We start from the raw sequence: 26,670 nt of genomic DNA on the forward strand, positions 1-26,670 counted from the left end.
TGTGCGCACCCAGAAGGTGCGCACAGGGACGTTCGACGCCGGACATCTCTATCTGTGAACTGCGACGGGGGCTGATGCGACCGGGGCGCTGGGAGGCGCACTGCTGGACCTTCCCATACTGGAACTCATGCTCGGACCCATGCTTGCACCACCGCCGTTCATTCCCGAGTTCCCGCTCCCGCGCGACCAAGAGCTCATCGACCCAGACGAGTAGGAGGGAGGCGGCGGCGATCCGCGGTGTATCGTTGTCGCGAGACCCTGGTGGCCGGTACCCGCTGCTGGACCGACCCCGTAGGCATGGGTTGGCTGCGGCGCAGTGGCATAGATCTGCGTAGAAGCCACTCCGTGCGTGGCGGCCTGATGCGAGAACCTGTCCAGTTTGCCGAGGCCATCGCGGGGGACGCCCAGACCCGCCGAGTCTTTTTGGAAAACGAAGGACCTGTTCGCGATCGAAATTCCCGAGGTCGGAGCTGGATTGGAGTTGGACGCGATCAAGGGGGGATCTTTAGGACCTGGAGGGTGAGCCGGAGCGTGGGGCGCCCGAATTGGTCCCCCTGGGGAAACGCCGCCATTTCCCGAACCTCCGCCGGTCACGGTTGCGGGGTAGGTATTGTTGACTCCGTTCCACATTCCGCCCGGCATCCAGCCCCAACCCGCGTTGCCGCAATTCATCCATGTTCCGGTGTGATAGGGAGTCCAGGCCCATGGATACGGAGAGACCCACGAGTACCCTGCCCCGCCATACCAGGCCCAGGTGCCGTTGGAGTAGGGATTCCAGGACGCGCTGGCGAAGTAAGGCCGCCACATGGAGCCGCAACCCGGCAGATCGACGAATGAGCCGTAGTAGCTCATGTCGTTCAAGCCGTATGCGTAGGGCGAGTTGTACCGGCTGAATGCGGCCATGTTGGCGTGGTATGAGGTCTCCTGGTGATCCCAGTTGTCGAAGACGTTCATGGCGATTTCTTTATCGACGCTGGGCTCGGCTTTATCGAAGATGGAGAACGTGGCCATCTTCTTCCTGGGGACGAGAACGCCGCCGTTTTCGCCATCGGTGTGAACGGTCCCATCGAGCACGGCGAGCATTGCCTTGGAATCGACAACCTCGAGCCGAATATGCGTGGCCGGGGCTAGGTTCAACATGCGATCGCCAAAGGTGAGCACAAAGCTGTTCGCAGGAGCCTTCTTGTCCTGCTGCTTGACGATGCTGACGTAGGCCGTTCCGCGCACGAGATGGACGGTGGACGCCGTTGCTCCCGAGGCTTGCCGGTCGAGGCGCGGAAAGTCGACGACCGAGTTCGGGGCGATGCGGAGCGAGCTGTTGTCTTCAAACTCGATTTCGGCGAGGCCGACGCCGGTACGGATCTGACTGTTCTCAACAACCGGGAGGTTGGTGATCGCGTTCTCGAAGCCGCGGTCGATATGGCGGTCGATCTGCACCACACCTTTGACCTGGCTGAGCCGAACGATACGCACCTTTGAGGTGCCGGGAGCGGCTTCGTTCGGTTTTGCGTCAGAGGATTGAGCGTAAACCGCGGAAGCCAACAGAAACGCTGCTGCGAAGGTCAATGCCTTGCGGGCCGTTGCCTTGAAGGTCACTGCCTTGAAGAGGGTATCGCTTTTCATGTCCGCGTCCTTCCCTATCGGTTGGGCGAACTCGTTGAAGATTAGCGCCGTACGAACCGAGCGGACGGCCAGGCGCTCCGTGCCCCAAATGGTAGCACTTTCTTTGACGGCTTGACGATGCTGCAGGTTCTCCGACAAAGAAATGACATTTATCGGCTCAGCCGCTCGTTCCGGCAGTCGGCAAGGCGGGATGCTGAGGCTTTCTCATTACCTTCGGAACTCCCGTAACCGTCCGGTTGGCGCAAGGTATGGCTACAATCGGGAATCCCTTGGATTTATCTGCCGTTGGATGATGGAATCCCGGCCTGGCTCAAAGACCGGCGCGACCGGCCCGCAAAACGATTGGAAGCACTGCGGTTGATCCGGCCCTACGCGATGCAGCCCGAACGCTCCGACAAGACGAAAGGATCAGTCCAGATGCCAAACGGAAACGAGTTCAACGCCAACAGCCCAGCCACCCCTAACCAGACGCAGTACACGATGATCGGTAAGTCTATTCGGATCAAGGGCGAGATCACCGGCTCCGATCCTATCTATATTTATGGATCAGTTGAAGGCACCATCGACGCCTCCGCCCACCGCGTGACGGTCGGCAAGGAAGGCACGGTGAAAGCAGACATTAACGCCCGCGAGGTCGTGATTATGGGCGACGTGTGCGGGAAGCTGCACAGCGACGAGCGCGTTGAGATTCGGAGTGAAGGGTCGCTGCTGGGCAATCTCTCAACGAAGCGTCTCAGCGTTGAGGAAGGTGCGGTTCTGCAGGGCACGATCGATGTCCACATGCCGGCAGAGAAGCCAAAGCAGGCGCCGAAGCCGGCGCAGGCGGAAGGCGCAGGCCAGGCGGAGCAGGAGCAGAGCCTGGCGATGTCAGAGGCCAGCTAAACCCAGCGGGCACCTCAGTGCCATTTGCGAGAAAATGGGGGAGTGAAGCGCTCTGGAACCGCCGACCTCCCCCTGCACGGGGGACGTGTCCCTGCGTGGCTGGGCGAGCGCATGACGCTGCTTGGGACAGCGATTTCGGAGTGCGTGATTGAGGCGTACGGACCATCCGAGTACCTGACACGGCTTAGCGATCCATTCTGGTTTCAGGCCTTTGGCGCAGTAATGGGGATGGACTGGCATTCGTCCGGGATTACCACATCGGTGCTGGGAGCGCTCAAGCGGGGGTTGAACCCGCGCTCCGCGGATCTGGGTTTTACGATCTGCGGAGGCCGCGGAAAGCACTCCCGGCGCACGCCGGATGAGCTGATCGATTTCGCATCGCATACAGGATTGAACGGAGCCGAGTTGGCGCGTACAAGCCGGCTTACCGCTCGCATTGACAACAACGCTGTGGCCGACGGCTTTCAGCTGTATCTGCATTCGTTTGTCATTCACAAATCGGGCGAGTGGGCCGTAGTGCAGCAGGGGATGAACGAGGGAAATCGACTGGCCCGGCGCTACCACTGGCATTCGGCGGCGGTGCGGGATTTTGTTTCCGACCCGCACACCGCAATCGTGGGGAAGCCTCAAGGGACAATCCTGAACCTGGTGGACGCGCGTGCGGCAAAGGCTCAGCACGCACTGCTGGAGATCGCTCACGAGCCGGTGGAGTCGTCGCTCGGCGAGATCAGGAAGCTGGTGATGCCGGTTCATCATGATCTTCGCGCCAAGGACGTTGATCTGAAGCGGCTGGGGGCAGTGCTGGCGGTGGCGCACGAGCAGGATCTGCGGGACTTTGCCTCGCTTTTACTTGTGGAAGGCTTGGGGCCACGAACGCTTCAATCGCTGGCGCTGGTGGCGGAGGTGGTGCACGGCGCCCCGAGCAGGTTTGCAGATCCGGCGCGGTTCTCGTTCGCGCATGGCGGCAAGGATGGTCATCCCTTCCCTGTTCCGCTGAAAACGTATGACGAGTCGCTTGGAGTTCTGCGGCGCGCATTGGACGCGGCGAAGATCGGGCACACGGAGAAACTGGCGGGGTTTCGCCGGCTCGATAAGCTCACGCGAAACGTTGAAGCCGATATGGATCCCGTCGCGGACTTCAGCGGGGCGATGGCGCATGAGCGGGAGATCTCGGCGTCGCTGGGTGGGCGGACGGTGTTCGATGACCGGGCCGAACAGAGAAAAATGAGTTCGAAACGCCAGCTTTCGTTGTTTCCTGAATGATCTGAAAACGCGCGATGAGGCGGAGGAGAATCGGCTGTAGACTTGTTCGCAATGAACAAGCTACTCGGCATAGTGTTTGCCCTCTTTGCAGTTCATGCGTGCTTCAGTATGCCGGCGAAGGCGGGACCGCAAAGGCACGTGCGCCTGGCGATCTGCCAGATTCTTGTGATTGACAGCGATCGGGAGGGGAACTTCCGACGTGTGGAGTATGCGCTGGAGCAGGCCGCCGCACAGCACGCGCAGATTGCGGTGTTTCCTGAATCATCCATTCTTGGTTGGGAAAACCCTGACGCGCACAGGATGGCGGCGGCCATTCCAGGAGCAGACAGCGACCGCATCGCAGGTCTGGCGCGCAAGTACGGGATGATGATCGCAATTGGGCTGGATGAAAAGGACGGAGAGCGTCTTTATGATTCCGCCATTCTCGTGGACAGGTCGGGCAAGCTGCTGTGGAAGCATCGGAAGATCAATGTGCTTCCCGAGTTGATGACGCCGCCGTATTCCCAAGGCCGGCCGGAAGACATTGGAGTCGTGGAAACGGAGTTCGGCAGGATCGCAGTGCTGATCTGCGCCGATACGTTCAGCAACGAGTTTGTGGACCGGATGAAGACACTGAAGCCAGACTTGATGCTGGTTCCCTACGGGTGGGCCGCCGCGAACGACAAATGGCCAGACCACTCGAAGGAGTTGGAGGCACTGGTGAGCCGGCGAGCCGCGCAGGTTCACTGCCCGATGGCGGGCGTAGATCTGGTGGGAGAGATGACGCACGGACCGTGGGCTGGCTGGACGTACGGGGGGTCAAGCTTTGTGGCCGACGGCACCGGGCGCATCATCCTGACCGCACGCGACCGCGATACCGACCTGCGCGTGCTTGATCTGCCGATCGGCTCCCTTGCGGGTTGAAATCCTTTGATATTGAGACGCATCGAAGTCCTTGAGGAGTACAGCCGCAGACGTGTCCGGTTCCGCCACGCTCAGCAACGCTGAAATCGCCGACCGCCTTTCTTCGCTTGCGCAGCTGCTTACAGTGAAAGGCGATAACCCGTATAAGATCCGTGCGTACCGGCGAGCGGCGGCGACAATCCGTGGGCTGGGGGAGAGCGTAGACGAACTGGTTCGCAATGAGGGCGATCTGACTACGTACGAGGGGATCGGTAAGGCGATCGCCTTCGCGGTGCGCGAGATCGTTCTGGAAGGCAAGCTGGGCAGCCTGGAGAAGCTTCGCGCGGAAGTTCCACCTGAGGTGGTGGCCATCAACCAGCATCCGCGGCTGGATGCGAAGCGGGTGCTGCGCGTGTACAAGAAGCTGGGCCTTTCCTCTATCGAGGAGTTGCGCAAGGCTCTCGACAGCGGGCAGATCGACGAGGTGTTCGGTGCGCGCATGGCGCAGCACATCCGGCAGGGGCTGATCGAATCGAGTGCCATCCTTCTCTATCACGCGCACTCGCTGGTTGCGGCCATCCAGCATTTTCTGCTGAAGAAGTGCGGCGTTGCGAGAGCGATCGCAACGGGAGACTACCGGCGATGTGTGGAGGTGATCAGCTCGCTTGACTTCCTTGTCGAGACGACTGACTTTCGCGACGCTGTCGAGGCATTTCAGAAATTCGGCGGGCGTACGCCGATGCTGGAGTTGACCGCGAAAGCTGCAACCTTCTCATTGCCTGCGGGACCCATGCTGCGGCTCGAACCAGCCTTCAGGAATCATTGGGGCCTGGCGCTCATACGTCGGACGGGATCGAAGACGCACCTATCAAAGCTCACGAGGGTGACGGGAAGCCTTTCGGCTCTGGACCGAACCAGGCAGTTTTCGACTGAAGAAGAGTTTTACAAAGAATTCGGCCTGCAGTTCATTCCGCCTGAGTTGCGAGAAGGCCGGGATGAGATGAGACTCGCACGCGAGCGCAAGCTGCCGGCACTCATCACACAGGAAGATCTGCGCGGCGATCTGCACATGCACACGGAGGCGAGCGACGGCATCGCGACGCTGGAGCAGATGGCGCTTGCGGCGAAGAGCCGGAAGTATGCGTATGTGGGCATCAGCGATCATTCGCCCAGTCTGAAGATTGCTAACGGACTTTCGGTCGAGAGATTAAAAGAGCAGATCCGCGCGATCGACAAGCTGAATGAGAAGCTCACGGGCATTCGCATTCTCAAGTCCGCGGAAGTCGACATTCTGGCAGATGGGACGCTCGATTATCCGGACGAGATTCTGCGCGAACTTGACTACACCGTGTGCTCCATTCATTCGCGATTCGGGATGAACAAGGAGCAGCAGACGGAGCGGGTTCTGCGCGCAATGGATAATCGTTACTTCAACATTCTCGGGCATGCAACGGGGCGGCTGCTGCTGAAGAGGCCGGGATATGAAATCGACGTTGAGCGCGTGATCGCGCATGCAAAGGAGAACTGCTGCTTTTTTGAGCTGAACTCCAGCCCCGACCGGCTCGATGTTTCAGCTGAAAATGCGCGAATGATTCGAGAAGCGGGCGTGTTGATCGCTATCTCGACCGATTCGCACAGCACCGGCGAGCTGGCCACGATTCGCTATGGCCTGGAGCAAGCGCGGCGCGCGGGGCTGGAGAAGGCGGCGGTGCTCAATACGCGATCGCTGTCGGAGATTTTGAAGCTGTTCGCCCGGTAGTGATGCAGTTCAGTTCAAGAGAAGAGTAGCGACCGTGCGACTACGTCACACTTCGATTGCCTTGTCTCAATGTGCGACATTTAAGGAGATGCCAAGTAACACTACGATGAGTCCGCGCATTGCTTTTCTCGGTTATGGGGCATGCGCGGTTGCGGGGTGCCTGTGGGGGACGGGCTTCTATTTTGGCCGGCTCGCGCTGAACGAGATGAGCGTGGAGCATATGGTTCTTTATCGTTTTGTGTTCGCGTGCCTGGGCCTGCTGCCGGTTGCGCTGTTGAATCGGGTACGGCTGACGGCGGTTGAATGGCGCATGCTGCTGGTGTCGGCGGCGTTCGGGATTCCGATTCAGTTTCTGATTCAGTTTCATGGGCTGGCGCACACGACGGTGAGCCACGCTGCTCTGATGGTGGGGACCATGCCCGTGCTTTTGGGTGTCGCGGCGGTACTGTTTGCAGGCGAAAGGCTCGAGCCGGTCGGCTGGATTGCGCTGGTCGGGTCGACGGCTGGCGCTGCGCTCATTGTGCTGGGAGGTCATCGCGGTCCTGCTACACAAGGAGAGCCGAGCCTCTATGGCGACATGCTTGTTGTGTTGTCGCTGATCGTCGCACTTGCCTGGGTGCTGCTGAACAAGAGGCTGATGCAATCACATAGCCCAATTGTGGTAACGGCATATTGCATTCTCTCGGGAACGGCGATGCTTGCAGTTTGGATTCTAGGGCCGATGCTATTCAATCCGTGGCGGCAGAATAAGGTTGCGGCCCCGCCCTTCAGCCACGTGAGCGCAACGGCGTGGGTTGCGCTGGCGATCAGCGGGCTGGCGTGTACCGCCACGACTACGTTTCTGTGGAACTGGGGGATCCATCGCGTGCCTGCATCAAGAGCGGGGGTGTTTCTGAATATTGAGCCGGCTCTGGGGTCCTATCTGGGGGTGAGGCTTCTTGGAGAGCACCTGGGCCCGTATGCGTGGGCAGGGGGTGGGCTGATCCTCGCCGCGGCAGTGATTCTCACGACCCGCGGTCACGAGCCCCAGCCCGACATCATTCTTGAGTAATCGTTCGTAATGCGCCTTAGGTCACACTCCGGATGGACCTAAAGACCCATAGCCCTTACCCGATAAGGATCATTGAGGGTTTCTGGAGCGCGGCTAGACTTGCTTCTAGTCTGCGGAGGATGTGTGACGCTGTTGACCTGGAGCCACGAGTGCATCATTGGAGTGCAGGCAATGGATGATCAGCACGGCATCCTGATGGACACGCTGAACGAACTGCGGCGCATGATCGTGCGGGGATCGGATCGGCGGCAGGTTTCGCTCCAACTCGAACGGCTGATTGAGTTCACGCAGATGCACTTCCAGAGCGAAGAGCAGTTGCTGGAGCAGCACCGGTTTCCTGGAACAGCCGAACATCGCGACAGCCACCATGCGTTACTGTCGCGGCTCTACTCTGCCCTGGAGCATGTGAATCGAGAGGAGCCGATTCACTTCAGTTCCGTGCTTGAGTTCCTGCCGTCGTGGTATCAGGAACATGTGGAGCAGGTGGATCAGCCGTACGGTCAGTGGCTGAACGAGCGCGGAGTGTACTGAAGAGCAGTTTTCAGTCTTCAGTTTTCAGTTCTCAGTTCTCAGCTTTTAGCTCTTAGCTCTTTGTTCCGAGCGCTTCAAGACACACTAGCTTTCGAAGGAGAGTTGTGTAGAGGCCCAGGCGGGGAGAGTGGGTTTGGGCTCGGAAGCGAGGTCGTAGACCAGCCGCTCGAGGACGAGGCGCTTGTCTGGCGGGGAAGAGCGGAGTTCCAGATCGGCGCGAGCGATGAGGCGAAGGGCGCGCGTGAGTTCGCGGCGACTCTTGTAGCGGCGGGCCTGGCGAATGAGATCGTCGGCTGCAAATGGTGGCATGCGGAAACCCTGCCACAACGCTTGCCAGATGGCGCGCGAATCGCGGACGTTCTTCTCAAGAATCACGAGCATCTGGCGGAAGGTGCGGGCCAGCATGTAAAGCTGCCCGATGGCTGCGTCTTCACCCGCATCCGAGCTGTTCAAGAGTCCATTGAGGAGAGCCAGGGCTTTTGCCGCGTTGCGGGAGCTGATGGCGTCGGTCAGTTCATAGAGGGAGCGCTGCTTCGCGGCGAGGACCATCGTTTCAACGTCGCCGAGGGTGATGCGACCGCGACCAGAGGTGTAGAGCAAGAGTTTTTCGAGCTCTGAGGCGATGAGCATCATGTCGGAGCCGAGCGCGTCGACGAGTTCGCGCGCGGCATCGGGGTCGAGTCTGGTTTCGGCTGCCTGGGCGGTTGCGGCCGCCCAACGCATCGCGTCTTCGTCGCCAACGCGAGCGAGCTCGACCAGTCCGCAGTGCTCGCCGAGTGTTTCCTGAAGACGTTCGAAGCGCCCCTTATCTTCAAGCTCCATGCGCCGCGTGTCCGTGGGAATGCGGAGGAAGTCTGCGACAAAAATGAGAAGAGCCTGCGGGTTGGGCGAGTGGAAGTAACGAGCAAGCGCGCCGAACTCGTCCTTCTTTGCGCCGCGGGTATAGAGCTGGCGGACGTTGCGGATGAAGATGACCTGGAACGGTGCCATCAGGGAGGGCGTCTGGGCGCGATCGAGGACGTCGAAGATGGGGGTGGAAGACAGATCGAAATCGGAAAGGCAGAAGTCTCTGAGGTCGGCGGGGACGAAGGCCTTCAGGACGGCTTCGCGACAGCGGTCAAGCAGGAAGATCTCGTCGCCGGCAAGGACGTATCCGGGTTTGAGAGAGCCCTGCCCAGCGGATGCAGACTCGATCTCTGAAACGAAACGGCCCACGGCACTGAACCCGGCGCCCCAGCGTCCCGCGCTCATCTGCTGATCCCTCGACAAGAGTGGCTTCGGCGCGAAGTGCTCATGCGTGTTCAGGATATCAGCGCATCACTCAACAAGAGGCTGAGGAAAGCAGGGGCCGAAACTCATCCGCAAACCCCGAAAGAGCGGGGGACGAGGGGACGAGGAACGGGGGAACAAGGAGACCAGAGAACCTAGTGCGGGAATTCCGATTCCGACTGTTCTCCGCCGCTTTTGTTAACTTGTGCCTTTGTCCCCTGCCCTAAAGACCTTCCATGACGTCGGAGACCAGGGCGCGGGCGAAGTCACGCGAGATGCGTTCGACGGCGGCTGGGCTCTCATCGAGGAAGGTGGGAAGGTCGGTGGTGGACTGGTATTGCCCGCGGAAGACATAGTTCTTGTTTTCGTAGAGGACGTTGCCATCGCGATCATTCAGGGTGACGGAGATGACAAGGGTGATGAGGAAGCTGGAAGACTGCTGGGTGGTGGTGTTGTAGGTGAGCGGCGCGACTACCTCGTTGAGGATGGTGCCGTGGAGTACGACGTCGGGACGGATGCCCTCGCCGGGGGAGACCCGCATCTTCGATCGAGCGGCAAACTCCCGGATCACTGCGTCGGTGAGCGCCACTTCCGTGTGGTACGCCTCGGTGCGGGTCGCGAAGACGGGAACGGCCACGGTGTGCGCGTCAGGCGGCAGATGTGTCGCAGCGCCTACAGTGTGGTACCCGCAGCCGGAGAGCAGGGTGAGGGCGGCAAGAGGCACCAAGGTGATTCGCGGGATCATGTTTGAATTCATTGTAGCTGTGGTTACGCTGGAGCCGCGGCGACTAGCATGACAGCATGACCTGGATTGGATGGGCACTGCTTTCAGCGCTCTTCGCAGCGGCTACCGCGCTGCTGGCGAAGGTGGGCGTGGCGCATGTCGACTCAAACCTTGCGACCGCGATTCGCACAACGGTGGTGCTCGTGTTTGCCTGGGGCATCGCTTTGGCTCTGGGAAAGCACGGGGAGTTGCGCTTGCTAGATCGGAAGACGCTTCTGTTCCTTGTTCTTTCGGGGCTGGCGACTGGGCTCTCATGGCTGTGCTATTTCCGCGCTCTGCAACTGGGGCCAGCATCGCGGGTGGCGCCGCTCGACAAGCTGAGCGTGCCACTGGTGATGCTGTTTGCCTGGCTGATTCTGGGTGAAAAGCTTACCGGGGCCGCGCTGACGGGGGGGCTTCTGATCACCGCAGGCGCGATCGTGATGGTACTGGGTTGATCCTTATACTGGGGGTGAGCAAATTCACCGCCCAAACAAGCTAAACCGACGCATGAACTTTAGCCCCGTAAACCCGCCCGTTCGCATCATCCTGACCGGTTTCATGGGATCCGGGAAGTCTACCGTTGGGCCGATGGTCGCTGAGCGGCTGGACTGGCGATTTGTCGACGTGGATGACGTGATCGAAGACGAGGCGGGGATGACGATCGCGCAGATCTTCGCAACCCGGGGGGAAGCGGCATTCCGCGAAGCCGAGCACGCGACCATCGCACGGCTCGCGCGTGAAGAGAATCTCGTCCTCGCGCTCGGAGGCGGAGCTATCGAAAGCGAAGAGACGCGGAAGCTGCTTTTGAACTCACCCGGAACTTTTCTGGTTCATCTTGAAGTGGAACTGGAGACGACGCTCGCCCGATGCAGCGGGACGGAGGGAACCCGACCTGTTCTTGCAGATGAGACAAATCTTGCCGCGCGGTATGAGCGCAGGCTGCCGCTTTACCGGATGGCGCATGCCTCGATTTCAGCGAATACCAAGACACCAAATGAAGTGGCTGAGGCGCTGGTAGGCCTCGTCGGGCTGAGACGCCAGACGGCCTGACGCGTGACATGAGCTGATCGTGTTCAAAGACGACGATCTCTACAACGAGCTGGCCATCTACACCCTGTCGCACGCCGATCCTTCGTTCATTCACCAGTTGGTAGTCGATGCGTATACCGCTCAGAACGCGGACGACACAACAAAGCCCATCGCCGTGGTGTTCGCGGTGATCGGTCTTTATTTGCACATCGAGAAGGGTTATACGGGCAAGCAGGTGCAGCGCGCGCATATGCAGTTGGCAAACCGCTCGAAGACGTGGCCAAAGCTTCCCCTTCCAGCCCAGCGTGGCGTTATCCGGATCCAGGATGTCGTCTCCGTGGAACCGGGCCCGAGCCGCGATGCCATGATCGAGCGCTGGTGCGCGGCAGTCTGGGATGCGTGGCTCGGCAGCCGCACTGGGATCGCGGCCGTCGCCCGCGAACATCTTAGAATTGATTGAACAACTTACGTCCAAGTAGCAGCCGCGGTCGGCTTGTTATCATCAAAGCAGGCACGCTGTTGACTCCGTTGTCTTCCTTGAGGTCCTCTCCGCTCTATGACTCCTGCCTCCCAGGCTGCTGCTGCTCATGATTTTGCCTCGAATGAGACGAGTCTTGCCGCTCAGGATACCGGCCATGCAGCCGCTCCGATCCACGCACCAAAGCCGGGCGTAACTGCTACGTTTATCACAGACATGCGCGAGCTCTTTAAAGTTCGCGTTACGGGTCTGGTGGTCGTTACCGGGTGGGCGGGGTTCTACCTAGGGTCGATGCAGTCGGGCATCTCGAGCGTGCAGCGCGGTCTGCTCGATACGCTGATTGGGATCGGTCTCGTCTCCGCCGGATCGGGCGCGTTGAACCAGGCACTGGAGCGGTCTGTGGACGCGAAGATGAAGCGGACGGCCGACCGGCCGATCGCCTCGGGACGCATCTCGCTGCTGCAAGGGATTCTGGCTGGAATCGGAGCGCTTGCTCTTGGGGCGGCGTGGCTGCTGCTGCATACGAACCTGCTGACTGTTTCTCTGGCCCTGCTCACCGCTTTCTGCTACGTGGCGATCTATACGCCGCTCAAGCGTGTGACGACACTGGCGACCTTTATCGGAGCGTTTCCCGGTGCAATGGGACCTCTGTTGGGGTGGACTGCCGCTCGCGGACGCATAGAGTGGCCTGCGATCGCGCTGTTCGCGATTCTGTTCGTGTGGCAATTTCCGCACTTCATGGCGATCGCGTGGATGTATCGCGACGATTACGCGCGGGCAGGGATCAGGATGCTTCCCGTGGTGCAGCCAGACGGGTTGTCGACCGTTGTGGAGGCTCTGTTCTACGCGGTCGTAATGATTCCAGTAAGCCTCGCTCCATGGAGGCTGGGAATGGCCGGGGCTGTATATGCTGTGCCGGCGACAATCCTGGGGCTGTTCTATCTTGCGTACACGATCCGCTTCACGCGCATTCTTCGCACGACTTCTGAAACAGAAAGCCGGTCGGTAGCGCGCGACCTGCTGAAGGTGAGCGTGATCTATCTGCCGCTTCTGCTCACCACGCTGATGGTGTGCGCGATTGCCCAGCACTAAGAGCCACCACTAGGAACGACATGGGGACAACGGCAACCAGTTCGCAACCGAGAGCAAACACCCGTCCGGCAATCTTCGCCATTCTGGCCATCAGCGCGGCTGCTTCCCTGTTTCTGTTCTGGCTGATCTACCAACACCCGGCGGCGGACACGGCGAGCGTGAGGCTGCCATTTCTGCCGGCGCTGAACGCCATCCTGAACGGGCTGTGCGCGACCTCTCTCATCATTGGGTTCACCTTCATTCGAGCGCGCAACATCGCCGCGCATCGCGCTGCGATGATGACGGCTTTCGTTTTCTCGACGCTGTTTCTGGTCAGCTACATCCTGCACCACTACTTGCACGGCGATGTGCGGTACCCACATGAGGCTGCGTACCGGTCCATCTACCTGCCTCTGCTGGCGAGCCACATTGTGCTGGCGATTGTCGCGCTACCGCTGGTACTGGTGACTTTCTTCTTTTCGCTCACCGGGCGTTTTCCGCAACATCGGAAGGTGGCGCGCTGGACTTTGCCACTCTGGCTCTATGTCTCCGTTACCGGCGTCATTACGTACGCGATGCTGCGGCTTGCGCAGGGAAGGTAAACGGAATGCCCGTGAGCGAACAGATGCCGACCAGTACGAATCGCGCAACGGCTACGCCGGATGACGGAACCCGGCAGCTTCTGCAGTGGGGTTCGTCGATGGTGGGCGCGGGCCTGTTCTCCGCCATCCTGTTGGAGACCGTTCTTGGCGGCTTCGGTCCTACTGGCGCTCACACCAACACCGGGTGGTTTGCCCTGATTATCGCCCTGATGAGTCTTCCCTTCGGGGGACTGCTCCTGGCACTCGGGGTAGCGAAGTGGCTGCGCAATCGCAATCTACGACGAACCGAATAGAGCGAAAAACCTCCCTCTTTATGACCGAATACCTCTGCTGCTGCCGAAGCGCATTGCTCCGTGCGGAGAACATTTGACCTCGGTGAGGATCAACTCCTCGACCATTGGTCACATTAACGCCAATGAGCCTTGACTCCTATTTTATTACCTGGTTACTCTATGCCTGTTTGCGCGAGGTCTCATGGAGAAAGATACATCTCGTGACTTGTTCCCCGGCGCCCTTGAGATGATGATTCTCGAATCTCTTCGCCGCCAACCGGCACACGGATATGCTCTCGTTCAGCACATTCAACAACGATCCAATAATCTGCTGCAGGTGGAAGAGGGTTCGCTCTATCCCGCCCTGCAACGGCTGTTAAAGAGCAAACTCGTCAAGGCAGAGTGGACAGTCTCATCCACAACTAATCGTCGAGTGCGCATATACCAGATCACCAAGGCAGGCTTGCGCCACCTGGAGCGCGAAATCTCGGCCTTCGACCGAATGCTCGATGGCATCCAGATGGTGCTCGGTCCTGAACGTATCGAAAACTCCTAGGAGGTCCGGTCGATGAGTTGGTGGGACCAGTTTTCCCGAGGGCGACAACGTGATAACGATCTTTCTGAAGAGTTACAAGAACACATCGAAGAGAAGACCGAGCAGTTGATGCGCCTTGAGCATCTCTCTCGCGCCGACGCACGCAAGGCAGCGCTCGTCGCTTTTGGAAATCCTGCTCTTGTGGAGCAGCACAGCCGTGAAGTGTGGCAGTGGCGAGCGCTCAATTCAGTGTTCGCGGATGTTCGCCTGGCTTTGCGCCGCTTAGGCAAATCTCCCGGCTTTGCCTTCACGATTCTGTTGACGCTTGCCATCGGCATCGGGGCTAACACGGCGGTATTCAGTGTTGTCGACACCGTGTTGCTGAAGCCTCTTCCATATCCCAATTCAGACCGGCTGGTTTCGTTGTGGTTGCGGGCTCCCGGGGCAGGCATCGCGGATTTTGCGGACGGGCTGATGATGTCGCCGTCGATGTATCTCATATTTTCAGAACACAACCGAAGCTTCGAATCGATGGGTATCTGGTCGCCGCGGACTGCAAATGTCACCGGACTGGCACAGCCGGAAGAGGTTCACACCATTGTTGTGAGCGATGGCGTGCTGCAGGCGCTTGGTGTTCAGCCGGTGATCGGACGATGGTTTTCTCAAGCGGACCAGGAATCTCACGGAGCCAAGACCATCATCCTCAGTTACGGGTATTGGCAGCGACGCTTCGGTGGTGACCCTGGGGTAATTGGCCGAACCATCCAGGTGGATTCGCAAGCGCGTGAGATTGTGGGCGTGATGCCGCGGGATTTCCGTGTGGTGGATAGGGATTTCGACATCTTCGTACCGCTTGCTCCGGAGCGCACGATCAGCGACGGCCCTCCGTTCGGCTATTTCGGCGTCGCCCGGCTCAAGCCTGGAATCGCCATCAATCAGGCCGACGCGGATGTTACGAACCTGTTGCCGATCTGGATGAATTCGTGGCGCTTCGGACACTACTTCGCGATCTGGCGCATCACGCCGGATTTCCGACCGCTCAAGAAGCAGGTAATCGGTCAGGTGGGCAGCATCTTGTGGGTGGTGATGGCAACTGTCGGCCTGGTGATGCTGCTCGCCTCGGTCAACGTCGCCAACCTGCTTCTGGTGCGGGCCGATTCGCGGCAGCAGGAACTTTCAATCCGCGCGGCGCTCGGGGCCGGACGCGCCCGCATTGCGCGCGAGTTGCTCACGGAGAGTCTGGTTCTTGGCCTGCTCGGCGGTGGACTATCGATTGGAGTTGCCACGGGCGGATTGACACTGCTGAAGGCGTTGGGACCGGCTCAGCTTCCGCGTCTCAGCGAGGTTGCGTTGGATAGCCGTTCGACCCTGTTCACGCTCTTTCTCTCCGTGTTCTCAGCTCTGTTTTTCGGCTCGATTCCAGCTATCAAATATGCCAGCACAAAGGCGTCCGATACTCTTTCGGGTTCGAATCGCACGTTGAGCAGCAGCCGCACCCAGAATCGCTCACGAAATGTGCTGGTCATCGCACAAGTAGCCATGGCTCTGGTGCTGCTGATCAGCTCGGCGCTGATGATTCGGACTTTTATTGCACTGCGAAATGTAAACCCCGGGTTTAGCGATCCGGCGCATGTGCAGACGATGCGGATCTCGATTCCGTCTTCAATGGTTCCAGACGAACGGATGGCAACCCGCGTTGAGAACGATATTCTTGACCGGCTCTCGGCGATTCCCGATGTCACGGCGGTCGGATTCGCAGCCTCGGTGCCGCTCGATGGAGTCGACGCCGATTGGAACCAGCTTCAGGTAGAAGGGAAAGACTACAACATCAACAAACCCCAGATGTGGCTCTACGACTACGTTTCGCCTGGATACTTCGGGGCCATGGGCATTCATATGGTTGCGGGTCGCGACTTCAACTGGACTGATAACTATGACCTGCGGCACAAGGTGATCGTGTCGGAGAGTTTCGCCCGGGCAGAGTGGGGCTCGGCCGCGAACGCGATTGGTAAACATGCACGCCAATCTAACAGGAATCCATGGGACGAGGTGATCGGCGTTGTTGCCGATGTGCATCAGCACGGTGTCGACGAAAAGGCGCCCACCATCATTTATTGGCCAGTCCTGATGATCATTCCCTATCTACCTCAGACAACGATCGGCGCCGATCGAAATGTCACGTTTGCCATTCACTGCAGACGCGCGGGAACCGAGGTCTTTCTCAGTCAGGTGCGGCAGGCGGTCAGTTCAGTGAATCCGAATCTGCCCGTTGCCGGCGCGCGTACCATGCAGGAGGTGTACGCGCAGTCGCTGCAGCGGCAATCGTTCACGCTGGTGATGCTTGCCATCGCTGCCGCAATGGCGCTTGCCCTCGGCATTGTTGGTATCTACGGCGTGATCTCCTACTCGGTATCCCAGCGCACGCGCGAAATCGGCATTCGCATGGCGCTCGGTGCGCAGAAGGGCGGGGTTAAATGGATGTTTGTGCGGTCTGCATTAGCCCTGACCGCCATCGGTATTAGTGTCGGCGTCGTGACCGCAGCGGTGCTCGTGCAGTTCATGAAGGCGCTGCTGTTCGGGATTCATCCCATCGATCCCGTCGCGTTCATCGGGGTTCCCGTTGTTCTGATTACGGCTGCAATGGCGGCAAGCTATTTACCGGCTGCGCGAGCTGCTGGCCTCAATGCGGTTGACGCGCTCAAGTCGCAATAAAGCAGAATTCGCAAAATCAAATGCTCCGATTCGCGAAGCTGCGCTTCCCATGGCCGTGAGCGGCTATCCACCCCACGCCCCTCAGGTGAAGCTGAACTCTACCTCCGGATCGCTTGTCCCCTCAAAATGGGTGCTCCCCGGCGACGGGCTTGCGATCGCTCATTGCGCGAGTGACCGACATGAGGGCTGATCTTCTACGAAGAGCCAGGCGTAGATACGGGATGCTCTTCGCGGGCCGAGAACGCAGGTCATGCCCGGCCTGCGCGCCCTTGCGCTCATGCCTTATTATGTTGGGGCAAAGGATGCCAGGCCCTATGATCACCCGAATTAAAGCGATTTTCCTGCTTGCGGTCGTATCCGCATCGAGCCTCTACGCGGCAGAAGTCTCGATGACCGTCACGGACAAGAATTACCTCAACACGCAGGGGTTCAGCGTCTTCCTCTACGACAGCACGTACCATCCGGTCTTCGTGGATCAGAAGAACACGGCGATGGAGATGATCCTACACGGGCAGCGCATCGCGACAAACGGAGACGTGCGCCTGATGCCGACACCGGAGCAATGGGACCTGGTTGCCACGTTGAAGGGGCGTCATGCCGACAAGGTCGGCAACAAGCTGAGCGCGGAACTCGCTTTCCCGACTTTCGATTTGAGCTACACGCTGGAAGTTGCCGCCGAGCCGGGCGGGGTGAAGGTCAGCATCAATCTCGATAAACCGCTGCCGGAAAAGCTCGCAGGGCGCGCAGGGTTTAATCTTGAGTTCCTGCCTTCGATTTACATGGGCAAGGCATACCTTGTCGACGGAACGAGGGCCGGCATCTTCCCGCGGACCCCCAACGATGCCATGAAGGTCTCGCTGCCTTTGGCCGGCGAGCCCAAAAAGGCCTACTACCTCGAGGACTGGGACAAGGCGAAGGGCTACACCGAACCGCTGCCCTTCGCGCAGGGGAAAAGCATCACGCTGGGAGTGGATGATTCGCTGGCGCGCATCAATATCGTTTCCGATACCGCCGACCTGATGTTGTACGACGGTCGCGATCGCGCGCCGAACGGGTGGTTTGTGCTGCGTTCGCTGATTCCTTCGGGCAAGACGGCTGGCGCCATTGTGTGGCACATCCGGCCAGATGTTATTCCGAACTGGACGCGCCCGCCGGTGATCGCTCACAGCCAGGTCGGCTATGCGCCCGAGTTCAAGAAAGAGGCTGTGCTCGAACTCGACCCGAAGTACGACTCACCTAAGACGGGGAAGGTTCTGCGCCTGATGGAGAACGGCGAGTACAAGCAGGTCTTTGAGGGGCCGATCACGCCTTCGACGCCGTGGCTGCGATACGTCTATTCCAAGTTTGACTTCACGTCTGTCAAGGACCCGGGCCTCTACGTCATAGAGTATGCCGGTCAGCGCACCGCGCCCTTCCCTATCTCGAAAGATGCCTACGCGAACATCTGGCAGGATAGCCTGGACCACCACATTGCAGCGCAGATGGATCACGTTTCGGTCCGGGAAGGCTACCGTATGTGGCACGGCGCGTCGCACCTTGATGATGGCCGCATGGCGCCCGTAGTAGGCGAGCAATTTGACGGTTGGAATCAGGCTACTGCGACGGATGGCAAATGGAAAGGCGGGGATCATATTCCGGGAATGAATGTGGGCGGCTGGTACGATGCCGGTGACTTCGACCTTGAGGAGCCAGCGCAGCTCAGCGTGATTCAGAGCCTTTCGCTGGCGTATCGCGAGTTCAACCTGAAGTATGACGAGCTTACGGTGGACGAGAAGGCGCGGCAGGTCGAGATGCATCGGCCGGACGGCGTGCCCGATACGTTGCAGCAGGTGAAGCACGGAGCGATGCTCATCCTGGCGCAGTTCCACAACATTGGCCACGCGATCCGCGGGACGCACGAACCGGATCTGCGCCAGTACACGCAGATTGGTGACGGCGCCTCAAAGACGGATGGCCGCATTTACGACCCCAAGCTCGGGTCGAATGAAGTGAAGGGCGACTACTCGGGCCGCCCCGACGACCGGTGGATATTCACGACGAACAATCCTTTCTTCCAATGGCAGGCCATCGCGGCGCTGGCCGCGGCGGCCGACACGCTGAAAGGCTACGACGATGCGATGGCGAAAGATTGCCTCGACACCGCGATCAAAGCGTGGAACGACGAGAAGGCTCACCCCACGCAATTCCCAGGCGGCGGCGGATTCGGCGGGGATCCGGAAAGTGCTCCCCCGGCCGGCGTACTAGCCGCTTCTCAAGGCGCTGTGAACGGCGCACAGAAGAACAAGAAGCCGCAGAGCACCTCGGCTGCTCCGGCGAATGCCCCTGCTGCAACGAACGCCGCACCAGCCGCACCGCCGGCAAACTCCCGCCGCCGCGCATTCGGCGTCGGCATGGAGTGGCCCGCCGCTCTTGAGCTGACCATCGCGACGCACGGCGCAGATCCCTACAAGGCTCGCCTCAAAGAGCTGTTCCCGCAGATGATCAAGCCGGAGCAGATCGACTTCTTCGGCTGGACCGCGGTGCGCGCCATCGCTTACCTCGACGCCAGTGAGAAAGATCAACTGCGCGAAGCGGTGAAGACCTACGTGGCCGGACTTGACAAGAAGCTGGATGCAACACCGTTCGGCGTGCCTCCGAGCATGGGTACGTGGGGCGGATCAGGCGCCGTGGTGGACATGGCCATCAAAATGTATTTCCTGCACAAAGCGTTCCCTGACCTTGTGGGTCCGGAATACACGCTTCGCGCCGTGAACTACATTCTTGGCACGCACCCTGTGTCGAGCACATCGTATGTCGCGGGCGTCGGCACCGTCTCAAAGACGAAGACCTACAGCAATAACCGCGGCGACAACTCGTACATTCCGGGTGCGGTGATTCCGGGGTACATCGTGATCAAGCCAGATTTCCCGGAGTGCATCGACGATTTCGGATTCTTGTGGTTTGAGGACGAGGCAGTTGTTGCCGGTTCCGCAAGCTGGGTGGTTGCTGGAAATGCGGCGGAGGCACTTGTTCAGGAATCGAAGTGAGGAGCGAGCCTCGGTGGTGATGGGCAGGAGTTCATCTCTAGGGGCGAGGGTGTCTTCACGGTTGGGGTTCACAGCAGGACGCTCAGAACGATCCGAACCTCCAGCTACGAGTGCGCGAGTGACGGAGGGCGTTGAGCGCTGACGTTCACTGCGGATCAACGAGCGGCATCTGTACTGTGAAAGTGCTCCCGACTCCGATGGTGCTGGCGAGTGTGATTGTGCCTCCCATCATGCTGCAGAGTCTTTTGCTGATGGCCAGACCTAGACCGGTTCCGCCGTGGCGGCGCGTCGAAGAAGAATCGACCTGACTGAAAGGTTGGAAGAGCCTCTTCATATCCTCATCGGATATACCGATACCGGTATCGGTGACGTCCCACCGGAGCATCTCTTTGCCTCCCTCAACGGCGCGGGATACGGTGAGGGAGATCTTACCGTTGCTTGTGAACTTGCAGGCATTGCTGAGGAGGTTGAGCAGGCTCTGCCTGAACCTCATCACGTCGACGCGTATGAAGCCGCCGTCATCGACTCGGAATTCCAGCCGATTTCCATTTCGTCGGGCCAAGGGATCGACAGTAGCGACCAGTTCCTTTGTCATGTCGTGGCTGTGGACAGTTTCAAGATGCAACTGCAAAGCTCCAGCTTCGATTTTCGAGATATCGAGAACGTCATTGACCAGGTCAAGGAGGTGGCGTCCCGCGAACAAGATGCGCTGCAAATCAGTAACCGCTGAGGTGTTGCCGGTAGCCCGCGCATCCTCCTCGAGCATCTCGCTATAGCCGAGGATTGCGTTGAGGGGAGTTCTCAGTTCATGACTCATGTTGGCCAGAAATCCGCTTTTCGCGGCGTTTGCGGCTTCAGCAGCGAGCTTGGCATTGACCAGAGATTGCTCAACGGCCTTTCGTTCCGCGATCTCAATGAGTAAGCTTTGCGTCCTCTCCTGCACGCGGGTTTCCAGCTCATCCTGCGCCCGCTGCAATTGGCGATCGCGTTCGCCGATTTTCGCCATCATGTCATTGAACTGATCGATGAGCTGGCCGGTTTCGTCGTCTGAGGTCTTGACAGCGCGAAGGGAGTAATGGCCGCTACCTGAAACCTGCCCAGCGATGCTGGCTAGATGGAGGATCGGTTCGGAGATGGTGCGCTGCAGCTTTGAAGACAGCGCCATTGCAAAGAGGGTGGCCAGGGATAAGACGAAAGTGCTGATGATGCCGAAGCGAAGCCACATGCCGTACATCTCCGCCAGATCAACTTCGAGATACACGGAGCCGAGTGAATCTCCGTTGAACGACACGGGATGGAACATGAGAAGGTGGTGAGCGGTGAAGCGCGCAGTGACACCTGAGGTCACAGGCGGACAATCACGCGGCTCGCCATTGCGTGCATAGGTCGCAAGCACGGCGCCAGTGGAACCGAACAAGCATGCTTTCGCAACTCGAGGCTCGGCCCGCAGGGTGTTCGCAATCTCAGTGGCCGCAGCCCTGTCGCTAAATGTGAGCGCGGCGACGCTGTTATCGCCTAGCATTTGAGCAATGGTAGAGGACTCGCGTTTAAGAGCTTCAACATACAGAAGGGACTGGTAGATCCAGAATGCAATTCCTGCAAGCAGCAGTGCGCTCCCCGCGACAACAGTAGACAGGACGACCAGCTTTGCACGGATACGCCTACGCGCGACAAATTTGCTGATCATTTGCCGGCGACCTTTCGAATGACTTTTGCGACACCCAGCAGGCGACTGCTGATGGCAATGCCGCTCTGCTCGGCGCAGGCCAGGTTGATCTGGATCTCAATGCGATCGCCGATGACGGGCAGCCCGATGATCCCGCCGGATGTGGCAAAGGCCGGATCATCGCTGATGGTCAGAACTCCAGCTTCGATCAAAGACGCGTACAGGCCGTCGAAGTGATGCCTCTCCGTAGAGGACATATACAGAACCTGACACTCGTCGAAGCGCTCAGAACTTGATACCCGACGCACCTGGAATGGCCGGCCGTCAACGGAATGCGCACTGAGGTAGTTCTCGAGCGCCGAGCTTTGCTGGTCGTATCCAAGCAGGCAGATATGAAGCGGTCCGTGCATCTCGTCACGGTTCGACTTGAAGGTTATGAAGCGAACGAGGTTTACGACGATTGCCGCGCGGACCTGAAGTTCATCTGGCATGGGCTCCTGGGCCGAACAGAGCGCGAGTGATGTCGCGACGAAGGCGATTACTCCGGCCAGGCAGATCAGTCGTATTGCTCTCATGGAAGCAGTCTCAACGAGCCCAGTTCAGTGACAGATACAGTCCGCGAGGCACAAAGGCGTTCAGAGTGTAGTCTTCCGGATAGAACTCCTGGTGGCTGGAGCGCAGAAGGTTCGTGCCGCCGACCGCGAATTCCAATCCTTCGCCAAAGCTGTGCGTAACGCGCATGTCGAAGCGCGTATGTCCCGCAACAACCGCGATGGGAATGTTCAGTGAGGATGGGACGGTCGAATTGCCATTGAGAGCAGCGTTGATGCTCCAAGTCCGAGTTGCGCTCCAGTGAGCTCGAACGTCAAAGGTGTTGCGCGGCGTACTCCAGTCCTGTCCTCCGGAAGGCTGGACCATGACGTCCCCATGTTTGTGCAGCCTTGCCTGCATCCAGGCATAGCTGCCAAGCACTCGAACAGACGCGACTGGAGTCCAGCCTATCGATGCTTCGACGCCCTGAGCGTGAGCGGAAAAGCCATTCACATATTCAAACGGCTGGACGAGACCTGCCGGCGGGCCCGGGAGAAGGTATGGCTCCCCTAAATACGTTGCCTGGAGGTCCGAATACCTGTTCAGGAACCCCGCGAGGTCCGCGGAGAACCATTTTGCGAAGCGGCGGCGGTAGCCCACCTCTTCTGCGATTACGATTTCTGACTTTAAGCCGGGATTGCCGGAGATCAATCCGAAAAGAGGCATTGCGTCCGCCTCGCCCATGGGGTAGAGAAACTGCACGTCTCGGTCCTGGTCAGATGGTGTACGGACTGCCCGGGACATTGCTCCCCATAGTGCCTGCGTCGAGTCCGGTGTCCAGATGAGTGACACGCGCGGCTGCCATTCGAAGTTCGTGTAGGAATTCCACTGGACCTTCGATCCCGCCGTGAGCGTCAGCTTGGCGGGTAGAAGCGGATAGCTGTCCTGCATGAAGGCGCTGAACAAGCTTACGAGATGGTCTGAGTGCGTGAAGTACGCCTGCTGCCCCAGAACCTTGTCGGATGTCCACCGGAAGCCAGTGCCCCAGACGATGTCATTACCGGAGCCGGTATTGATGTGGTGCTGGAAATCGATGTCGGCAACCCGCATGTCGAGCTTCATGCCGATTTCGTTTCGGTGCTCATCTGTGAAGTAGCCCTGCAGAGCCAAATCGGACGTGCCGAACTTGCGTTCCCACTTCCCCATGGCGAAGCCGCCGGCACCATAGATCTTGCTGTAAGTAAATTCAGAAGGGCTGTAGCCGAAGCAGATTCGCTGCTGCTCCGGATTTCGAAACAGGTTCGCTTGAAAGGTCAGCTGATCCCGATTTGAGGCGTGCCAGTCGAGACGCCCCCCGATCCTTTCAGATGTGCCACCGTCCCCCGCGGATGCGTTATCGATGGAAAGCAAGTCTCTGTGCCGCACGTACCTGGCGTAAATGCGAGACCTGACGAGATTGCTCGATGCGAAACTCACGCGCTCAGATGCAACTTCATCGATGTTCCCGCCGTGCAGGACGGACAAGGTACGGTCAGAGGCGCGCGGCTTCGAAGTCACGATATTGATGACGCCATTTACGGCATTGGCTCCCCACATCGTTGCTCCGGGGCCGCGGACGATTTCGATTCGATCGATGTCTTCGATGAGCAGATCGTTCTGGTCCCACAGGGTTCCAGAATAGACGGGGTTGTAGATGCTCCGTCCATCGATCATGATGAGCATTTTGTTGGCAAATCTGCTATTGAAGCCCCGTGCGCTCACGGCCCACTTATTCGCGTCGATCTGAGCGACTTCGATTCCTGGAACCATGCGCAACGCTTCGGGCACGCTCGTCGCACCCGAGCGCATCAACTCCTCGTGCGTGATGACATAGACGGCGGCGGGAGTTTCGAAGAGGCTTTGATCGCGACGCGATGCGGTGTTCACTTCAATTCTGGTGAGCTGCTCCAGATTGAGCGCAGACAGATCCGGAAGCGCGCCGTTCTGCGCGTTTGATTGGGAGCAGCATCCTAGAACGACGATGGCTGCAATGGACGTGATTACACTCTTGATCATCTAAGTTCACCTGTGACGACGTCAGCGCCTGCTTCAAGATGCGCGGACTTCCACCGGGTTGCCAGTAGCTCTTCCGTATCTGCTGCACTGACGGGTTTGGAAAAGAAATAGCCCTGGCCAAACTGGCATCCAAAGGCCAAGAGTTTTTGGACATGCTCCTCGGACTCGACGCCCTCGGCGATGACGCCCATCTTCATGTTTTCAGCCATAGCAATGATGGTCTTGATCATGGAAGATTCGCCTGAGTCGATCACGCTTGACGCCAGCTGCACGGTGAAGGACCTATCGATCTTGAGAGTGTCGAAGGGCAGGTCGCAAAGATATCTGAGGCTTGAGTATCCAGTGCCAAAGTCGTCGATCTTGAGGCCGACGCCCAAACGCTTGAGATCCTGGAGGAGCCTTTTTGCGGATTCAACGTCTTCGAGGAGAAGGCTCTCTGTGAGCTCAAGGTGGAGGCACTCGGGAGGCAATCCGGTTTCACAGAGGATTGCCTTAATCTGATTGACCAATCCAGGCTCGCGGCATTGCCGTACAGACAGATTGACGGCCACATCGAGAGGAGGAACGTGCGGGAAGCGGGTGTGCCACTCATGCATCTGACGGCAGGCTTCCTGGAGCACCCAGGCACCTATGCCGATGATGAGACCCGTCTCCTCGGCTACCGGTATGAACTCTGCAGGCATGATGAGCCCTCGTACAGGATGGATCCACCGCACAAGCGCTTCAAAGCCGCGGATTTCTCCGGTCTCGAGCATCACGCGTGGCTGGTAAAAGACGCGAAGTTCTCCACGATCGAGCGCGTGGCGAAGATCTGTCTCAGTTTGCAGCCGCAACCGGACGCGATCCTGCATTGCCGGTTCGAAGACTGCCCAACGCCCGCCGCCTTCGGCCTTAGCCGCGTACATTGCTGTATCCGCGTCGCGAAGCAGGAGAGAGGCATCCGTTGAAGTCTCAGAAGCCAAAACAATACCGATGCTCAACGAACAGTAAACTTCGTTTTCAGGCAAACGAAAGACGGGGCGCATGGACATGGCGATCCGTTCGCAAGCCTTTTCAGCCAGCATGCGATCGCCGATCCCGTTCAGAATGACGGCAAACTCGTCTCCCCCGAGCCGTGCGACCACGTCATTGTCGGCACGGCTGGAAATCTCGATGTCTCGCACGGATCTGCGCAACCGGAGGGCAACTTCACGGAGCAATGTGTCGCCCGCAGCATGACCAAGACTGTCGTTGATCAGCTTGAAGCGATCCACATCGATGAAGACGACTGCGAAAGGGGCGCCTCCACTCTGGTGAAGGCGCAGCAACGAGTCAGAGAGCTGGGTTTCAAAAAGAAGGCGGTTGGCCAGACCCGTTAGAGAGTCGGTTGTAATCTTCTCGGTTACGTCGCTCTGAGAGCCTACCATGCGGACAGCCATACCTTGCTCGTTGCGAACAGAAAGAGCCCGAACGGACATCCAGCGGTAGGATCCATCCCGATGGCGAAGGCGGTACTGGCACTCGAAGGTGGCATCGGCTCCGGGGGCGATATGTTGCTGAAAGGCCTCTTCGAGAAGTTCACGATCAGTTTCATGGACCCGAGAGATCCACTCTGAAGGATCTTGTGACAACTCGCTCTCGCCGTAGCCAACCATCTCCTTCCAGCGCGGCGAATAGTAGACGATGTTACCGGCAAGGTCCCAATCCCAGAGGCCATCGTTGGCGCCGCGAGCGGCAAGAGCGTATCGCTCTTCGCTCTGGCGTAGAGCGGCTTCGGCCCGCTTGCGAGAGAGCTGCGAACGGATCCGGGCCATTGCAACGGAAAAGTCGATTGGCTTGGTGATGTAGTCGTTGGCGCCTTCGTCAAGGGCTTCGGCGATGCTCGTGCTGTCTGTCACGGCGGTGACCATGATGATGGGCAGTTCTTGAGCGGACCATGAGCGACGCAGGAACCTGAGCAGGTCAAGCCCGCTAAGTCCAGGCATCATGTAATCGAGGAGCACGAGGTCGAATGTCTGCCGCTGCAAGTGTTCGATCGCCTCATGAGCGGAAGCCGCAGGCACAGCGTGGAGCCCTTTGCGCTCGAGGCGACGCATACAGATGTCGCGATTCAGCTCTTCGTCGTCAACAACGAGTATTCGGTTGTAAATCATCGCGGAGGTTCTCCCACTGTCAACGAGGACATCTTATGAATGAGCCGCTCAAACTCGATTGGCTTAGTTTCGAACTCGTCGCATCCTGCATCGAGCGCAGATGCGCGATCATCCCGCATGGCGTGCGCGCTGAGCGCAATGATGGGGATGGAACGAAGGTTCGCGTCTGCTTTGATCTGGCGGGCGGCGTTCCATCCGCTGAGGAGTGGGAGGCTGAGGTCCATCAGGATCAGATCCGGCCGGTATTGCTCTGCCAGTCGCACTCCCTGGAGCCCGTCTTCGGCGCACGTGACCTGCCAGCCGCATTTGGTGAGACGGCGCGAAAGCATGTCGCGATTCAGTTCGTTATCCTCGACCAGCAAAACCCGCGCCATCGCGCATTCCTCTCAGTGGTTCCTAGCACGCCTGTTTCAAGGCGGAGCGACCTGGATTCCTTATCGGCAGATGCTGCCAGAAATTCAGGCGATGAGTGATTGGGCATCGAAGAAGGCAAGCATTGCGGCGTATGCGAACTCGCTGTGGGCAGACCATGGGC

General features: G+C 59.1%; 23 protein-coding genes. 15 read left to right on the forward strand and 8 right to left on the reverse strand.

Annotated elements, in window-relative coordinates; all coding sequences use genetic code 11:
• Positions 1-48 precede the first annotated feature (48 nt).
• Positions 49-1,623, reverse strand: a complete 1,575-nt coding sequence (locus tag DHV10_RS12250) for a FecR family protein (RefSeq protein WP_162601468.1) — start codon at positions 1,621-1,623, stop codon at positions 49-51.
• Positions 1,624-1,908: 285 nt separating this feature from the next.
• On the opposite strand from DHV10_RS12250, the gene DHV10_RS12255 reads away from it, so the two are divergent.
• The 6 genes from DHV10_RS12255 (at position 1,909) to DHV10_RS12280 (ending at position 7,991) form a co-directional block, all read left to right on the forward strand.
• A complete protein-coding gene (locus DHV10_RS12255) occupies positions 1,909-2,505 on the forward strand; it encodes a bactofilin family protein (protein WP_162601469.1) in 597 nt (198 codons plus the stop codon).
• 42 nt (positions 2,506-2,547) lie between these two features.
• The gene (locus DHV10_RS12260) at positions 2,548-3,768 is read left to right on the forward strand and encodes a DUF763 domain-containing protein (protein ID WP_109486671.1); all 1,221 of its coding nucleotides are present in this window, start codon (positions 2,548-2,550) and stop codon (positions 3,766-3,768) included.
• Positions 3,769-3,819: 51 nt separating this feature from the next.
• Positions 3,820-4,671 (forward strand): carbon-nitrogen hydrolase family protein, encoded by an 852-nt coding sequence (locus DHV10_RS12265; protein ID WP_109486672.1) that lies wholly within the window; start codon positions 3,820-3,822, stop codon positions 4,669-4,671.
• Between the two features lie 52 nt (positions 4,672-4,723).
• Positions 4,724-6,409, forward strand: coding sequence for a DNA polymerase/3'-5' exonuclease PolX (locus DHV10_RS12270; protein WP_162601470.1), 1,686 nt, complete (start codon positions 4,724-4,726; stop codon positions 6,407-6,409).
• 106 nt (positions 6,410-6,515) lie between these two features.
• Positions 6,516-7,460: a DMT family transporter gene (locus tag DHV10_RS12275; RefSeq protein ID WP_239461592.1), complete on the forward strand. Its 945-nt coding sequence runs from the start codon at positions 6,516-6,518 to the stop codon at positions 7,458-7,460.
• A 123-nt stretch (positions 7,461-7,583) separates the two neighbouring features.
• Entirely contained in the window at positions 7,584-7,991 is a 408-nt protein-coding gene (locus tag DHV10_RS12280) for a bacteriohemerythrin (protein ID WP_109486675.1), read from the forward strand.
• 84 nt (positions 7,992-8,075) lie between these two features.
• Here DHV10_RS12280 and holA read toward each other — a convergent pair whose 3' ends face one another.
• The gene (holA, locus tag DHV10_RS12285) at positions 8,076-9,242 is read right to left on the reverse strand and encodes a DNA polymerase III subunit delta (protein WP_109486676.1); all 1,167 of its coding nucleotides are present in this window, start codon (positions 9,240-9,242) and stop codon (positions 8,076-8,078) included.
• A gap of 241 nt (positions 9,243-9,483) precedes the next feature.
• The gene (lptE, locus tag DHV10_RS12290) at positions 9,484-10,005 is read right to left on the reverse strand and encodes an LPS assembly lipoprotein LptE (RefSeq protein ID WP_109486677.1); all 522 of its coding nucleotides are present in this window, start codon (positions 10,003-10,005) and stop codon (positions 9,484-9,486) included.
• Between the two features lie 56 nt (positions 10,006-10,061).
• On the opposite strand from lptE, the gene DHV10_RS12295 reads away from it, so the two are divergent.
• The 9 genes from DHV10_RS12295 (at position 10,062) to DHV10_RS12335 (ending at position 19,751) form a co-directional block, all read left to right on the forward strand.
• Positions 10,062-10,481 carry an EamA family transporter gene (locus tag DHV10_RS12295; RefSeq protein WP_109486678.1) on the forward strand — a complete coding sequence of 140 codons (420 nt, stop codon included), beginning with the start codon at positions 10,062-10,064 and terminating at the stop codon, positions 10,479-10,481.
• Between the two features lie 52 nt (positions 10,482-10,533).
• Complete coding sequence (locus tag DHV10_RS12300) at positions 10,534-11,076, forward strand: shikimate kinase (RefSeq protein WP_109486679.1); 543 nt, start codon at positions 10,534-10,536, stop codon at positions 11,074-11,076.
• Positions 11,077-11,095: 19 nt separating this feature from the next.
• Entirely contained in the window at positions 11,096-11,515 is a 420-nt protein-coding gene (locus tag DHV10_RS12305; RefSeq protein WP_204101402.1) for a DUF5946 family protein, read from the forward strand.
• 96 nt (positions 11,516-11,611) lie between these two features.
• The gene (gene cyoE, locus DHV10_RS12310; RefSeq protein ID WP_109486681.1) at positions 11,612-12,625 is read left to right on the forward strand and encodes a heme o synthase; all 1,014 of its coding nucleotides are present in this window, start codon (positions 11,612-11,614) and stop codon (positions 12,623-12,625) included.
• A gap of 20 nt (positions 12,626-12,645) precedes the next feature.
• A complete protein-coding gene (locus DHV10_RS12315; RefSeq protein ID WP_109486682.1) occupies positions 12,646-13,206 on the forward strand; it encodes a DUF420 domain-containing protein in 561 nt (186 codons plus the stop codon).
• 23 nt (positions 13,207-13,229) lie between these two features.
• Positions 13,230-13,499 (forward strand): hypothetical protein, encoded by a 270-nt coding sequence (locus tag DHV10_RS12320; RefSeq protein WP_162601471.1) that lies wholly within the window; start codon positions 13,230-13,232, stop codon positions 13,497-13,499.
• Between the two features lie 181 nt (positions 13,500-13,680).
• Positions 13,681-14,034 carry a PadR family transcriptional regulator gene (locus DHV10_RS12325; protein ID WP_109486684.1) on the forward strand — a complete coding sequence of 118 codons (354 nt, stop codon included), beginning with the start codon at positions 13,681-13,683 and terminating at the stop codon, positions 14,032-14,034.
• Positions 14,035-14,046: 12 nt separating this feature from the next.
• Complete coding sequence (locus tag DHV10_RS12330; RefSeq protein ID WP_109486685.1) at positions 14,047-16,725, forward strand: ABC transporter permease; 2,679 nt, start codon at positions 14,047-14,049, stop codon at positions 16,723-16,725.
• A 314-nt stretch (positions 16,726-17,039) separates the two neighbouring features.
• Positions 17,040-19,751 (forward strand): glycoside hydrolase family 9 protein, encoded by a 2,712-nt coding sequence (locus DHV10_RS12335; RefSeq protein ID WP_109486686.1) that lies wholly within the window; start codon positions 17,040-17,042, stop codon positions 19,749-19,751.
• Between the two features lie 145 nt (positions 19,752-19,896).
• Here the strand turns inward: DHV10_RS12335 and DHV10_RS12340 are convergent, their stop codons facing one another.
• The 5 genes from DHV10_RS12340 to DHV10_RS12360 are packed head-to-tail and all read right to left on the reverse strand — an operon-like array spanning position 19,897 to position 26,509.
• Positions 19,897-21,438, reverse strand: coding sequence for a sensor histidine kinase, YfiR-like protein-associated (locus DHV10_RS12340; RefSeq protein WP_109486687.1), 1,542 nt, complete (start codon positions 21,436-21,438; stop codon positions 19,897-19,899).
• A complete protein-coding gene (locus tag DHV10_RS12345) occupies positions 21,435-21,992 on the reverse strand; it encodes a YfiR family protein (RefSeq protein ID WP_109486688.1) in 558 nt (185 codons plus the stop codon). Before DHV10_RS12345 ends, DHV10_RS12340 begins: the two co-directional genes overlap by 4 nt.
• Before the next feature lie 10 nt (positions 21,993-22,002).
• Positions 22,003-24,003: a TonB-dependent receptor plug domain-containing protein gene (locus DHV10_RS12350; protein ID WP_109486689.1), complete on the reverse strand. Its 2,001-nt coding sequence runs from the start codon at positions 24,001-24,003 to the stop codon at positions 22,003-22,005.
• Positions 24,000-26,135 (reverse strand): putative bifunctional diguanylate cyclase/phosphodiesterase, encoded by a 2,136-nt coding sequence (locus DHV10_RS27995; protein WP_109486690.1) that lies wholly within the window; start codon positions 26,133-26,135, stop codon positions 24,000-24,002. The genes DHV10_RS12350 and DHV10_RS27995 overlap by 4 nt, the downstream gene beginning before the upstream one ends.
• Positions 26,132-26,509 carry a response regulator gene (locus tag DHV10_RS12360; protein WP_109486691.1) on the reverse strand — a complete coding sequence of 126 codons (378 nt, stop codon included), beginning with the start codon at positions 26,507-26,509 and terminating at the stop codon, positions 26,132-26,134. Before DHV10_RS12360 ends, DHV10_RS27995 begins: the two co-directional genes overlap by 4 nt.
• Between the last annotated feature and the right edge of the window lie 161 nt (positions 26,510-26,670).

It is taken from the genome of Occallatibacter savannae (genome assembly GCF_003131205.1).
Classification (GTDB): Bacteria; Acidobacteriota; Terriglobia; order Terriglobales; family Acidobacteriaceae; genus Telmatobacter; species Telmatobacter savannae.

What these genes read in the sequence shown, in the direction of transcription:
- DHV10_RS12250 (WP_162601468.1), bottom strand. Translation starts at nt 1,623, where the DNA reads ATGAAAAGCGATACCCTCTTCAAGGCAGTGACCTTCAAGGCAACGGCC.
- DHV10_RS12265 (WP_109486672.1), top strand. Translation starts at nt 3,820, where the DNA reads ATGAACAAGCTACTCGGCATAGTGTTTGCCCTCTTTGCAGTTCATGCG.
- DHV10_RS12275 (WP_239461592.1), top strand. Translation starts at nt 6,516, where the DNA reads ATGAGTCCGCGCATTGCTTTTCTCGGTTATGGGGCATGCGCGGTTGCG.
- holA (WP_109486676.1), bottom strand. Translation starts at nt 9,242, where the DNA reads ATGAGCGCGGGACGCTGGGGCGCCGGGTTCAGTGCCGTGGGCCGTTTC.
- lptE (WP_109486677.1), bottom strand. Translation starts at nt 10,005, where the DNA reads ATGATCCCGCGAATCACCTTGGTGCCTCTTGCCGCCCTCACCCTGCTC.
- DHV10_RS12295 (WP_109486678.1), top strand. Translation starts at nt 10,062, where the DNA reads ATGACCTGGATTGGATGGGCACTGCTTTCAGCGCTCTTCGCAGCGGCT.
- DHV10_RS12300 (WP_109486679.1), top strand. Translation starts at nt 10,534, where the DNA reads ATGAACTTTAGCCCCGTAAACCCGCCCGTTCGCATCATCCTGACCGGT.
- cyoE (WP_109486681.1), top strand. Translation starts at nt 11,612, where the DNA reads ATGACTCCTGCCTCCCAGGCTGCTGCTGCTCATGATTTTGCCTCGAAT.
- DHV10_RS12315 (WP_109486682.1), top strand. Translation starts at nt 12,646, where the DNA reads ATGGGGACAACGGCAACCAGTTCGCAACCGAGAGCAAACACCCGTCCG.
- DHV10_RS12320 (WP_162601471.1), top strand. Translation starts at nt 13,230, where the DNA reads ATGCCGACCAGTACGAATCGCGCAACGGCTACGCCGGATGACGGAACC.
- DHV10_RS12325 (WP_109486684.1), top strand. Translation starts at nt 13,681, where the DNA reads ATGGAGAAAGATACATCTCGTGACTTGTTCCCCGGCGCCCTTGAGATG.
- DHV10_RS12330 (WP_109486685.1), top strand. Translation starts at nt 14,047, where the DNA reads ATGAGTTGGTGGGACCAGTTTTCCCGAGGGCGACAACGTGATAACGAT.
- DHV10_RS12335 (WP_109486686.1), top strand. Translation starts at nt 17,040, where the DNA reads ATGATCACCCGAATTAAAGCGATTTTCCTGCTTGCGGTCGTATCCGCA.
- DHV10_RS12340 (WP_109486687.1), bottom strand. Translation starts at nt 21,438, where the DNA reads ATGATCAGCAAATTTGTCGCGCGTAGGCGTATCCGTGCAAAGCTGGTC.
- DHV10_RS12345 (WP_109486688.1), bottom strand. Translation starts at nt 21,992, where the DNA reads ATGAGAGCAATACGACTGATCTGCCTGGCCGGAGTAATCGCCTTCGTC.
- DHV10_RS12350 (WP_109486689.1), bottom strand. Translation starts at nt 24,003, where the DNA reads ATGATCAAGAGTGTAATCACGTCCATTGCAGCCATCGTCGTTCTAGGA.
- DHV10_RS27995 (WP_109486690.1), bottom strand. Translation starts at nt 26,135, where the DNA reads ATGATTTACAACCGAATACTCGTTGTTGACGACGAAGAGCTGAATCGC.
- DHV10_RS12360 (WP_109486691.1), bottom strand. Translation starts at nt 26,509, where the DNA reads ATGGCGCGGGTTTTGCTGGTCGAGGATAACGAACTGAATCGCGACATG.